12 protein-coding genes are annotated in these 11733 nt (G+C 51.4%); 5 read left to right on the top strand and 7 right to left on the bottom strand.

Annotated elements, in window-relative coordinates; all coding sequences use genetic code 11:
• Positions 1 to 207: 207 nt before the first annotated feature.
• Positions 208 to 2121 carry a heavy metal translocating P-type ATPase gene (locus IEW70_RS13450; RefSeq protein WP_229751993.1) on the bottom strand — a complete coding sequence of 638 codons (1914 nt, stop codon included), beginning with the start codon at positions 2119 to 2121 and terminating at the stop codon, positions 208 to 210.
• A gap of 336 nt (positions 2122 to 2457) precedes the next feature.
• On the opposite strand from IEW70_RS13450, the gene IEW70_RS13445 reads away from it, so the two are divergent.
• Positions 2458 to 2832, top strand: a complete 375-nt coding sequence (locus tag IEW70_RS13445; RefSeq protein ID WP_188648436.1) for a DUF423 domain-containing protein — start codon at positions 2458 to 2460, stop codon at positions 2830 to 2832.
• 253 nt (positions 2833 to 3085) lie between these two features.
• On the opposite strand, the gene IEW70_RS13440 is transcribed toward IEW70_RS13445, so the two are convergent.
• The 4 genes from IEW70_RS13440 to IEW70_RS13425 form a co-directional block, all read right to left on the bottom strand.
• Positions 3086 to 3790, bottom strand: a complete 705-nt coding sequence (locus IEW70_RS13440) for an isochorismatase family protein (RefSeq protein ID WP_188648435.1) — start codon at positions 3788 to 3790, stop codon at positions 3086 to 3088.
• A 307-nt stretch (positions 3791 to 4097) separates the two neighbouring features.
• A complete protein-coding gene (locus IEW70_RS13435; RefSeq protein ID WP_188648434.1) occupies positions 4098 to 4754 on the bottom strand; it encodes an SdpI family protein in 657 nt (218 codons plus the stop codon).
• A gap of 3 nt (positions 4755 to 4757) precedes the next feature.
• Positions 4758 to 5033, bottom strand: coding sequence for an autorepressor SdpR family transcription factor (locus IEW70_RS13430; RefSeq protein ID WP_188648548.1), 276 nt, complete (start codon positions 5031 to 5033; stop codon positions 4758 to 4760).
• Between the two features lie 253 nt (positions 5034 to 5286).
• On the bottom strand, positions 5287 to 6189 hold the full coding sequence (locus IEW70_RS13425) for a C40 family peptidase (RefSeq protein ID WP_188648433.1): 903 nt from the start codon (positions 6187 to 6189) through the stop codon (positions 5287 to 5289).
• Positions 6190 to 6619: 430 nt separating this feature from the next.
• On the opposite strand from IEW70_RS13425, the gene copZ reads away from it, so the two are divergent.
• From copZ to IEW70_RS13405, 4 genes are read left to right on the top strand one after another with little or no spacing between them, the layout of a single operon-like run.
• Positions 6620 to 6820 carry a copper chaperone CopZ gene (gene copZ / locus IEW70_RS13420; protein WP_188648432.1) on the top strand — a complete coding sequence of 67 codons (201 nt, stop codon included), beginning with the start codon at positions 6620 to 6622 and terminating at the stop codon, positions 6818 to 6820.
• 50 nt (positions 6821 to 6870) lie between these two features.
• Entirely contained in the window at positions 6871 to 9084 is a 2214-nt protein-coding gene (locus IEW70_RS13415; RefSeq protein WP_188648431.1) for a heavy metal translocating P-type ATPase, read from the top strand.
• 1 nt (position 9085) lies between these two features.
• The gene (locus IEW70_RS13410; RefSeq protein ID WP_188648430.1) at positions 9086 to 9535 is read left to right on the top strand and encodes a (2Fe-2S) ferredoxin domain-containing protein; all 450 of its coding nucleotides are present in this window, start codon (positions 9086 to 9088) and stop codon (positions 9533 to 9535) included.
• Positions 9423 to 9770, top strand: coding sequence for a metal-sensitive transcriptional regulator (locus tag IEW70_RS13405; protein ID WP_188648429.1), 348 nt, complete (start codon positions 9423 to 9425; stop codon positions 9768 to 9770). The genes IEW70_RS13410 and IEW70_RS13405 overlap by 113 nt, the downstream gene beginning before the upstream one ends.
• A gap of 237 nt (positions 9771 to 10007) precedes the next feature.
• On the opposite strand, the gene IEW70_RS13400 is transcribed toward IEW70_RS13405, so the two are convergent.
• Together IEW70_RS13400 and IEW70_RS13395 are read right to left on the bottom strand one after the other, a co-directional pair.
• Entirely contained in the window at positions 10008 to 10838 is an 831-nt protein-coding gene (locus IEW70_RS13400; protein WP_188648428.1) for a DUF8832 domain-containing protein, read from the bottom strand.
• Positions 10839 to 11008: 170 nt separating this feature from the next.
• The gene (locus tag IEW70_RS13395; RefSeq protein ID WP_188648427.1) at positions 11009 to 11635 is read right to left on the bottom strand and encodes a class I SAM-dependent methyltransferase; all 627 of its coding nucleotides are present in this window, start codon (positions 11633 to 11635) and stop codon (positions 11009 to 11011) included.
• Positions 11636 to 11733 lie beyond the last annotated feature (98 nt).

Below are 11733 nucleotides of genomic sequence, written 5' to 3'. Positions count from 1 at the left end.
CCTCTATGAGATCTTCCGCGATCAGCGGGGTCGAGGGGAGAAAGAGCGCTAAGTCCCTTTAGGGTTAACCGGTTTTGGGTAATAAAAAAGCTCAACTGAAGCTGCCACTTCGTTGAGCTTTCCGGTCCCGGAAGCGGGACAGCGCCAACACCGTTCTTTCTTGCTTCTTATTTTATCATACGCAGAAACCTTTTTCCACATTCAAATTTAACGCAACAGGCGCAGCCCGTTCAAAATCACTAAGATAGTGCTTCCCTCATGGCCTACGACGCCGTAGGGCAAGGGAATACCATACTCGAAGTTGGCCAGAATCAAGAGCAAGATCACCCCGCCCGCAAAGATAAGATTCTGCTTCACAATCCGGTTCACCTTTCGCGCCATCCCTACCGCTTCCGTAATTTTGTTCAGATCGTCCTGCATCAGCACAATCCGTGCCGTTTCCAGCGCCACGTCTGTTCCCGCGGCACCCATCGCCACACTGGCATCTGCCGCTGCAAGAGCCGGAGCGTCATTGACGCCATCCCCGATCATGGCTACGGGTCCAAATCGTTGCTGCAACGAGCGGATTTGCTCCACCTTTTCATCGGGCAACAGACCTGCTCTCCACTCGTCCACTCCTGATTCCTTTGCCACAGCAGCAGCTACTGCCGGACAGTCCCCTGTCAACAAGACGGTGCGTATTTCTTGACTCCGAAGAGCATGTACCGCGATCGCCGCTTCCGAACGGATCCGGTCCTGCAACGCAATCCATCCCGCCGCCTCCCCATCCCGGGTGACAAAGACCACCGTTTCCCCTTCCTTGCCCCGACCTTCCCCTTCCTGGAAAACCCCGTCCTCTACGTGGACAAAGTCTCCTTTCCCCACTTTCCACAGATGCTCCCGCCATACAGCCTGAACCCCGGACCCGGTCACCGATACAAAACGAGCCGGTTTCTCCAAGGCAAGCCCGCGTCTCTCCGCTTCCCGGACAATCGCCTGTGCGATGGGGTGCTCGGACAGGCGTTCCACGGAAGCGGCGGCTAGCAGCGCTTCCTCTTCCGAAAAGCCGTTCACTCCCTGTACATGAGTCACATGCAGTTCACCGCAAGTTAACGTGCCGGTTTTGTCAAAAGCGATCACCCGAACCTGAGACAAAGCAGCTACATCGGAACCGCCTTTAAACAGGAGTCCGGACCGGGCGCCTTTGGACATGGCCGACAGGACGGCCGGCATAATGGAAGCCATCACCGCACAAGGGGAAGCCACCACCAAAAAGACCATCGCCCGATAAACCGCTTGATCCCACCCCCACCCCAACATCAGAGGCGGCAGCAGCATGACAGCCGATGCCGTCAACAACACGCCGTGAACGTACCATTTTTCAAACCCTTCCATCCAGCGCTGAGCAGGCGGGCAACTTTCCTGGGCCGACTGCACCAATTGAACCATTTTGGCGAATACGCTCTCTTCACTGGAACGCATCACCTGCACAACCAGACTCCCTTCCCCGTTCAGCGTACCTGTAAAAACTTCTTCCCCCGCTTGTTTGTCCACCGGAACGGATTCTCCCGTAATCGCCGATTGATGGACAGCGGAAGCTCCTTCCACCACGATACCGTCCGTAGGAATTTGTTCCCCCGGCTTCACCAGCACTTGATCACCCGGTCGGAGCCGCTCGATCGGCACAATCTCCTCCCGATCGCTTTGCAAACGGCGGGCAGTTACCGGACGCATCTGAACCAACGCGGTTAAATCCCGGTGGCTTCGCTGTTCGGCGTAGGTTTCCATCGCACCGCTCAATGCGAAAATGAAAATAAGAACGGCTCCTTCGGCCCAATGTCCGATACTGGCCGCCCCTCCCGCTGCCAGCATCATCAGGAGGTTGACGTCCATCTTCCGCTCCCGGACCATCGTGCGGATCCCTTCCGCCGCCTTGGCAAATCCTCCGATGACATAAGCCAGCACATACAATGGAACAGCCCCCATCTGCCATCTTCCTTCCAGCCACCATGCCAGCAAGGCGCATCCTCCGCACACTCCCGCTGCCAGCGCTTCTCCGTGACGACCTACCCAGTCCCATCTCCACTGTGTCTGCCGGATATGCTTTGCCGATCTCATCGCAGTGGTGATCAGCTGTGCCACCGTTTGTCACTCCCTCATTTGGTGAGAATAAAACTCATTGTTATCCCTTCTAAAACGGAACATGCTGCCCGCACACCCGCGGACAGCATGACCAGCCACTGAGAATGATTCTTATTTTTGCATGGGCACAACTCTGTTGGTTTGAGGAAAAACCCTCCTTTCCCTATTATAATCACTTCACCCATTGAAAGTACACTCCGATTTTAGCCCCGGTGCAAAATATGCATTTGTCCCGGTGAAATCGGACGATCCCGTGAAACCGCGTGCATAACCGACCGGTTCACAGTATACTGGGAGTGGTACCAAACGATGACCGGCATGAGAGGAGGTTGAAGCATGAAGATCTGGATCGTTCTCGGGGCCGTCAATATGTTTCTCAGTATTGCATTGGGAGCCTTCGGGGCCCATGGATTGGATGGGAAAATTTCCGAACGGATGCTGGCAAATTGGCAAACCGGGTCCCATTACCACATGGCCCATGCCTTGGGCCTGCTGTTCATCGGTCTCTTGGCAGAGCGTTGGGGGGCTTCTTCCCTGGTGACGACGGGAGGTTGGCTCATTCTGGCCGGTATCATTCTGTTCTCCGGCAGCTTGTATGTGATGGCGCTTACCAATGTCACCAAGTTGGGGATCATTACCCCCTTCGGCGGGCTCGCCTTTTTGGCCGGATGGGCGTGCGTAGCCTTGGCGGCGATGAAGCAAGCCGTTTAAATCGAAAAGCATTTCGTTCTCTTTCATGCCGACGAACCGAGTCGGCATTTTCCATTTGGATGAATGCCACTATCATAAAAAAACACACCATTTGACAAGGAGGCATTATCATTTGTTCGCTGGGGGTTCCCAACAAACATTCACATCCTATCAAAATAGTAAAAAGCACCGGAAACAAACGGTGCTCGCTGTTCGAACCATTTTTATGTTGTTTTAAAAACAGGGACTGAATATGTTCGACAAATCATAAATCTCATCCATATTCTGAAAATAGACGAATTAACGATGTTGAAGTCGGCGAGCTCCAATCCCTTTGCAAATAAAAAGCCAACCCCATCCAACTGATCGGCCATACACCCGCTTGAATCAGCCGCTGGATGGCAGCTTCTGTAACCACTGTCTTCTTTTCGTCTTCTCCGATCACAACAAACACCCGGTATCCTTGAGATGCAGCCGTAAGTGCGGTAACGACTAAACTCGGATCAAGCCCGATACCGGCCAACACCAAACTTTTGCACTTCGTTCGCCTGATTGTCTGTACAAAAGCGGAATTGTCCCAGGCATTGATCTCCGTCCTTGTGAGAATCGGCACCGAAGGAAAGAGGCTGTGCAATTTTTGCCCCAAAAACCCCTGATACTTCTCTACCCCCGTCCCCAGCAAAGTAATGATCGTTGGCAACTGAAAAATCTCCGCCATCCTCCCAAGCGTTGTCATCCGTTTCATAATCCCCGAAGCCGCTACCTTTCCGAGAGCGGGAGTCAGATCATATTCCTGATCCATATAGACCAATACGGTACAGTTGGAATCGGGTTGCGGCTCAGAGGCCCGCTTTTCTGGAGTTGGTTTTCCTATTTTAAACCAACCACGGTCTACATTTTCATAATGGCGCTCGTTATGAACTTCATGGTGAACTTCATGGTGGACTTCCGTAAAAGAACCGCATTTCGTCTTATTCATATGAATCCCCTTTTACCCCTCAGTTACTTTTTCCAGTGTATGCCTAGGTCTTTCCAAAAGAGCATGTCTATCCATACCCCTCTTCTGGAATCTCAGCAGGCCTATGGATGGGATAGGCGGTTTGGTAGTGCTGCGGCGCATTATATAAAAAGGGAGCCGATTGGCAGCCTCAGAAGCGGTTTGATATCAGTAGCGTATTTGTCATTGCTTTGTTCAAGGGTAGTAATTACCGCAAACGCCCACGTTGGCTGATTCACCTTCGTGATCTCACAGCCATGACTAAGGGTTCTTTTCGTTTAAATCTTTGCTACAAACTGCTTTTCATGTTCCGGTAGGTCCAATAAGCATAGACTGCCGGCAATACAGACGCAGACCCAACCAAAACCATCGTCACCCAAAAAGCCCAGATGCCTGGCAGCCAAGCGGCAAACAACATCAGCACACCCGCTCCTACCCACAACGGTCCGGTGAATCGGTGAGTCTTCCGCCACACCTCATCGTTCTCCAACGTCCAGGGGAGCTTGATCCCAAAAAACCAGTTGGGACGCACCTGCCCCATATAGTTACCCAGAACCATCCACAAAAGTCCCAGCCCCAGACACATCACCATCGAAATATTGACCGAATACCCCAGGGCAACCAAAAGAACGGCGTCAAACGTCCCTCCAAGAAACAAGGTGATGGACAGGCGAAACAAGTCATAGAAACGGCCGAACTTTTGATAGTTTTCCCTGCGCGGATCCAGCACAGGCAGCCACTTCATCAGGAAGGGGAGGAACATAACCAGGGCTCCCATCATCGGGATGAACATGCTCTTTTTGCTGTAGCTATCTGGCTTTCCTGCCGGACCGAAGTGGCTGGGAATTTGATCCGGCAGCTCTTGGTACACCGACCAGGCAAACAGGATGGTAACCGAGGCAAGGATGACAATCAGGGTATCCCAGCGATTCCATCGGATCTTCATCCCTCATCGACCTCCTTCTTTCTTTCCTTTTGACAACTCGAGAAACCAACTGATCACTTCCTGCAGCACCGTTGTATTCAAGGAATAGACGATATGTTGCCCTCGACGCTCCCTCAGCACCAGATTGGCTTGGTTTAAGGTATTGAGATGATGAGACACGCTTGGTTTGGACATATGGAAATGCTCGGCAATCTCGCCTGCCGTCATATCCCTCTGCCGAAGCAAGCGCAGGATCTGCCGTCGATTGGCATCCGACAGTGCTTTGAATGCATCATTCAGGGGATGTCACCTCACCATATTTCTATATTTAGATTATATTCTAATTATCTAATTAAGTGCTATCCGTTGCCAAACCTCTTGTACACACAAAAGGCTCTTTTACCCGTCGTCCATCTTCGAAAGGTCGCTCCTTGAGAGATGTGCTCTTTTCTTTTTCGACGATAAACTTTGTCAACAGCGAAAGCCGCCCGAGTTCTCAGGCGGCTTTGGCTTTTCTATGGTCAACCGGCGGAAGAAAGCTCTGGTTATCCATTCAGTCAATAATCCTTCGTGCACCCACGTATCGTTCCTTCCAATAACTCTCATTCATCGAATCGACGGTCACATCGGTTTCGGGGTTGGTGGCATGGATCATACGGTCATCCCCCATGTATATGGCTACATGGCTGACCCCGCTGCCTGAGGTGTCGAAAAATAGCAGATCTCCTTTGCGAAGTTCCTGAGCCGCCACCGATGCTCCCGCGGCTGCTTGTTGGGAACTGCTACGGGGCAAAGAATATCCATTTTGTTGGAACACAAAGGATGTAAATCCCGAACAGTCGAAGCGGTTGGGTCCTTCCGCCCCGTACTGGTATTGATCATTCAGATGACGTTGGGCTTCCTGTATGATTGCATCCGCTTTTTGCTGCCATCCGCTTGGGGAAGATGAAGAGGATGGACGGGAAGAAGTGCGTTGATAATGATGAGACGATGATTGGTTTTGAGCGACAACCTTCTGGGGTTTGCCGGTGGAGATGGTAACATCACTCTTGCCGGATAACCGGATTCTTTGTCCCACATAGATGCGATTGGGGTTTTGCAGCTGCTGGTTCATCTCAATCACGGCACGGAGGCTCAAGTTGTGCCAAGCCGCGATCTGCGATAAAGTATCACCCTTTTGAACAATGTACACTTTGCCGGTCGCAGAGGCATCCGCCTTTTTGGCTTTCACGCGGGCATCATACCGAATCCCGCTTGAAATGACATGATAGCTAACTTTTTTCGGCGACTGATGCACCCGGGCTGTCTGATCCACCTCTGCCCTGTTGGCGTTATCCTTAGACTTGCCCTTCTCATCAGGAGGATTCGCCATCGCCTGAACAGAACTGGAGCCTAAAAATAATGAACTGGCTAAAGTTAACGAAGTGAAAACCTTCTTGTCCACTTTTTTGATCATCAAACTCCTCCATTTTATATTTTTGGTCTGTTGATTTCTGCCCTCCTTCTTCCGGACTCTCTCGACCGCAGAGAGTTCCTGTTATGGCACTGCTGTAAGGGACACTATGTTTCCCATGTATATGTGGAATGACAGAAAATATGATAGAACCGGACCATAATGGCCATCTCGTACCGGGAAAGTCGGCCCCTAAAAATTCATTGCGCCCCATGTCACAACCCCTTGCAAAAAAGTGGAATTACTGCCCCTTTTGCGGCCTTCGCATGCATGGCCTCTTATAATTTTACAGACAATGATAAGCATACTCCCTATAAAAACATGGGCCATCCCATTGTATCAACATCCCTTTACATACCTACCTGGGGTATGGTATATTCCAAAACAAAAGCAGGTGATTACTCCAAATCACCCTACCGAAGGAGGTATTTCCATGAAACACATCACTATGAAAGTGGAAGGCATGTCCTGCGAACATTGTGTCAAAGCCATCGAAAGAGCTTTAAAAGAGATTGGTGCCGAAGGCAACGTGCACCTGGACCAAGGAACCGTCGATGTCAGCTACGATGAATCCAAAACGACATTGGATACGATCAAAGAAGCGATTGAAGACCAAGGGTATGATGTGAAATAAGATTGTCGCCGCACATTACCCCCCACAGGGTATATCAAGGGGTGAGAAGCATGGAGCAAAAAGCATCCTTTCCAATCACAGGCATGACCTGCGCCGCCTGCGCCAACCGGATTGAAAAAGGTCTGAGGAAACTGTCCGGGGTGGTCAACGCCAATGTCAATTTTGCGATGGAAACGGCCCGGGTGGAATACAATCCTTCGGAAGTCTCGGTATCCGACATCATCAAGAAAGTGGAACAGCTCGGGTACCAGGCAACGCTCAAAAGTGAAGAAAAGGGAGAAGAAGCGGAACATAAGCAGCGGGAGATCGCGTTTCAAAAACGAAAGTTTATTCTCTCCGCCCTCCTCTCCTTCCCTTTGCTCTGGGCGATGGTGGGCCATTTCACCTTCACTTCGTTTTTATGGGTGCCCGACCTGTTTATGAATCCCTGGTTCCAGCTGGTCCTGGCCACTCCGGTCCAGTTGATTATCGGGAAGCAGTTTTACGTGGGAGCATACAAAGCCCTGCGCAATAAAAGCGCCAATATGGATGTGCTGGTGGCACTGGGGACATCAGCCGCCTACTTTTACAGCCTGTACCTGACACTCCGGGCCGCCGGGCACCACCAGGTGGAGCTGTACTTTGAAACCAGCGCCATCCTCATCACCCTGATCCTGCTCGGCAAACTGTTGGAAGCCCGGGCCAAAGGACGCACATCCGAAGCGATCCGGAAGCTGATGGGCCTTCAGGCCAAGACGGCCCTGGTCATTCGGGACGAGCAGGAGATGCAAGTACCGGTGGAAGAAGTGCAGGTGGGAGACACCGTTGTCGTAAAACCCGGGGAAAAAATCCCCGTCGACGGGGAAGTCATCGAAGGCACCTCTGCCGTCGACGAATCGATGCTGACCGGGGAAAGCATCCCCGTGGAGAAGAACCCTGGGGATACGGTGATCGGAGCCACCATCAACAAACAAGGCAGCCTGAAATTCCGTGCCACCAAAGTGGGAAGGGATACCGCACTAGCTCAGATCATCAAAGTGGTGGAGGAAGCCCAAGGGTCCAAAGCCCCCATCCAACGCATCGCCGACCGGATTTCCGGGGTGTTCGTCCCCATTGTGGTCGGAGTTGCGGTGATCACCTTCTTTATTTGGTTCCTGGGCGTTGAGCCCGGCGACTTTGCCGGCGCATTGGAAAAAGCGATCGCGGTGCTGGTCATCGCTTGCCCCTGCGCCTTGGGCTTGGCCACCCCTACCTCCATCATGGCTGGCTCGGGACGGGCAGCTGAGATGGGTATATTATTTAAAGGCGGCGAATACCTGGAAACGGCCCACAAGATCCAAACGGTCGTGCTGGACAAAACGGGCACCGTCACCAAAGGGGAACCGAAACTGACCGATGTCATCGCAACGGGGAACATGGACGAAACCCAGCTGCTTCGTTTGGTGGGGGCCGCTGAGAAAAGCTCCGAGCATCCTTTGGCTGAAGCCATTGTCAACGGCGCAAAAGAAAAAGAGATTGAAATGCCCGCTGCCGAAGAGTTTGAGGCGATCCCCGGCTACGGCATCCGGGCGTTGGCGGACGGCAACAGCGTACTGGTAGGCACCCGCAAATTCATGGCCCAACATGAGGTAGCAACCGACGCCGCCGCTTCCGATATGGAACGGCTGGAGCAGGAAGGAAAAACAGCCATGCTGGCGGCGGTGAAAGGAAGCTTGGCAGGCATCATCGCTGTGGCGGATACGGTGAGGGAAACCTCCCGTGAAGCGATCATCCGTCTGAAGGACATGGGAATGGAAGTGATCCTTTTGACCGGAGACAATAAGCGTACCGCCCAAGCCATCGGCCAACAAGTAGGAGTGGATCGCGTCATTGCAGAGGTGTTGCCCGACCAAAAAGCCGATGAAGTGAAAAAGCTGCAGTCGTCCGGACACACCGTAGCGATGGTGGGAGATGGCATCAACGATGCCCCTGCCCTCGCGGCGGCCGATCTCGGCATGGCGATCGGGACCGGCACGGACGTCGCCATGGAAGCAGCCGATATCACCTTGATGCGCGGGGACTTGAACAGCATCGCCGATGCCATCGATGTAAGTAAAAAGACGGTGCAAAACATCCGGCAAAACCTGTTCTGGGCCTTGGCCTACAACCTGATCGGCATTCCCGTGGCAGCAGCGGGCTATCTGGCTCCCTGGCTGGCAGGTGCGGCCATGGCCTTCAGCTCCGTTTCCGTCGTGTTGAATGCTCTGCGTCTGCAACGGTTAAACATCGGGCAAAAGGAACGCTGATATGAAGCTGGAAGGCGTAAAGAACCACCTCCTCCTCTGCAACGGAGCCAGCTGCACCCGCAACGGGGCGCAAGAGGTAACCGAAGCCATTCGCCAGGAAATCCGCCAGCTGTCCATGCAAAAAGTAGTGCATACCACCAAAACCCTGTGCAATGGCCGATGTGCCTTCGGTCCGATTGTCATCCAGTACCCCCGCGGAATTTGGTATGATCAAATGACACCGGAACGAGGCCGGCAGTTGGCACAAAGCATCTATCAAAACATCAGCTACCTGGAAACAGCGTCTCATGTCTATGACGGCCGGATATTTTTGAAGTTGGAGCAGGGGGTGAATGTAAATGGAGATTACTGGACCGGAAACGACGAAGACGCCCACCGAGACAAACACCTGTCAGACGGGGACAGAACGAAAGAGCCATCACTCCGAAAAAGTGAAAAGCAATCTGACTAGCCGGCTCAACCGGATTGAGGGACAGATCCGCGGCATCCGCAAAATGATCGACAATGACACCTATTGCGACGATGTCCTGACCCAGATCGCCGCGGTCCAGTCCGCTCTGAACAGCGTCAGCCGCATCTTGCTGGAAGGACACATGAAAACCTGCGTGCTGGAACGGATCCAAGAGGGCGATCATGAAGTGATCGATGAACTCTTAACCACCGTGCACCGGTTGATGAAAAAGTAACAAAGGAAGAAAACAACGGCTCCCCAGTAATGGTTAACTGGGGAGTTTTTCTATATGGAGGTATTAGTGTTGGAATAGGCTGCATTAACCGAAAACGACTGCACGAAAAAATGCCGCTAACCCTAGTAATAACAAGGGTTAGCGGCATTGCACTGAGTTTAACTCAGTTTCATTGTATTAAACTGATTTGCGGTCGAACAAACAGTTACACACATCTTCATGGTAGTAATATGCAGGTTATTGAACGTTAACCACAAAGGGGAACACATTCACTTTGCCGTTCACTTTGAACTCTGCCCAGATTTTATATATACCTGGTTTTTTGAACTCCGTGGCGAATCGTGTCTCTTTATCGGATGCGGGATGTACGTGGACGAAGTCTTCTGCCTTTTCATCTAGAATGACCACATGGCCTAACGCTCCGAGATATTGCTGAGGTTCCCCACCCTTCAAACGGAAATCGAGCATGGTTGGTTGATTTGCTTTAAAAGTCGTTGGTTTCATGGTGACCGTTGTCCCATGGACAGACTGAGTAAATTTTTTATTCGGCTTAAGCTGAGCCGGAGGCTCTTTTTTATCTCCGACTTGAAGTGGGACCGGGCTCACTTCATAGGAGAGGGACTTAGGTTTAATGTCCACAAAGGCTTGATAGGAGCCAGAGGGTAATTCTGTCGTAACTGTAAAAGTTCCTTTTCCTTCGGGTTTTGGATGGAGATGCTGATACACTTCTTGATCTCGACTAACCACGATTAGGTGTATCAACCGCTCGTGATTTTTTACCAAATCCTTTTGGTTGACTGGATTCCCCTCGTGATCCTTTAAGCTTACGATTAATTCCTGCTTGGATTTTTGTGTTTTCAGCGATACCGACGGTGTTACTTCGCTTCCTTTACCACCTTTTTCATGTCCTTGGTGCCCATCCTCTCCATGTTTCATCTCACCATGATTCATATTTTCATGATCCATGTTTTTATGTTGCTCTCTCTTGTCTTCGCCAGAAGCACATCCAGCCAAAGTCAACACCATTATCAGCCCGATACTCACCACACTCCAGGCCCATTTCCTCATAGCAATCACCTCTATTTTATTATAAACAACTTTGTTCTTTGCCCAATGGGTTTAGCGTATAGCTGAGGAAGTAGAACAACGGCTCCCCGGTATAGGTTAACTGGGGAGTTTTTATATTGTATACGGTAAAAAGCTCTTTTTTCCCTAAGACGGTTTGAAACCTTGACGGGTTAGCTTGTCAACCTTTCCGAATCTTTACTTGGCTGTGCCCAAACCAGATGAACCACACCGGCCATATAATGTTCCGCCTTGTCCACGATCACCCCCGACTCTTCGATCATCTTCATCATATCCCGTTTTTGGTGACAACCCACGACCTTGTATGCGACAGGGTCCAGCATTTTTTGCATCGCCGCCAACGCCGCGTTGGAACTGATTCCGTGTTCCATCAGAAGAATTCGCCCATCCTTTTTACACCATCGGTTCATATGATTCAGCACACTCACGGGATCATCGTATCCGCACAGGGAGCACGTCGAGATTACAGTATCAAAGGAATCCGGCGGAAACGAAAGTTCCTCCACATCGGCCCGCAAAAATTCCACGTCCAAGCTGTACTCTTGTGCCGCTGTCTTCGCCCGTTTGATCATCTCCGGACTGAAATCCACCGCTGTCACTTCCACACCCGATGGATAAAAAGGAAAATTGGTGCCTGCTCCAATGGCCAGTTCCAACACCTTCCCGCGGGCTGCCCCGATCAACCGGGAGCGCCATTGGCTCAGACGCTTTTTCCTGCGCATCTTCTCATATATAGGGGCTTGGCGGTCAAATTTTTTAATCAGGTTTGTCCGTTTCATCGGAACACCTCCTTGTTTACGAAAACATTTCCCTTCATGATCCGTGGTTCCTTTCTCAAACAAAAATCTCTTCTATCCGTCGTTATGGGATAGAAGAG

It is taken from the genome of Marinithermofilum abyssi, from assembly GCF_014641195.1.
GTDB lineage: Bacteria > Bacillota > Bacilli > Thermoactinomycetales > DSM-45169 > Marinithermofilum > Marinithermofilum abyssi.
This window is presented reverse-complemented; position numbering and strand designations above follow the sequence as displayed.

Coding starts and splice junctions, on each gene's coding strand:
- IEW70_RS13445 (WP_188648436.1), top strand. CDS start 2,458: ATGAAGATCTGGATCGTTCTCGGGGCCGTCAATATGTTTCTCAGTATT.
- IEW70_RS13415 (WP_188648431.1), top strand. CDS start 6,871: ATGGAGCAAAAAGCATCCTTTCCAATCACAGGCATGACCTGCGCCGCC.
- IEW70_RS13400 (WP_188648428.1), bottom strand. CDS start 10,838: ATGAGGAAATGGGCCTGGAGTGTGGTGAGTATCGGGCTGATAATGGTG.
- IEW70_RS13405 (WP_188648429.1), top strand. CDS start 9,423: ATGGAGATTACTGGACCGGAAACGACGAAGACGCCCACCGAGACAAAC.
- copZ (WP_188648432.1), top strand. CDS start 6,620: ATGAAACACATCACTATGAAAGTGGAAGGCATGTCCTGCGAACATTGT.
- IEW70_RS13425 (WP_188648433.1), bottom strand. CDS start 6,189: ATGATCAAAAAAGTGGACAAGAAGGTTTTCACTTCGTTAACTTTAGCC.
- IEW70_RS13410 (WP_188648430.1), top strand. CDS start 9,086: ATGAAGCTGGAAGGCGTAAAGAACCACCTCCTCCTCTGCAACGGAGCC.
- IEW70_RS13440 (WP_188648435.1), bottom strand. CDS start 3,790: ATGAATAAGACGAAATGCGGTTCTTTTACGGAAGTCCACCATGAAGTT.
- IEW70_RS13435 (WP_188648434.1), bottom strand. CDS start 4,754: ATGAAGATCCGATGGAATCGCTGGGATACCCTGATTGTCATCCTTGCC.
- IEW70_RS13395 (WP_188648427.1), bottom strand. CDS start 11,635: ATGAAACGGACAAACCTGATTAAAAAATTTGACCGCCAAGCCCCTATA.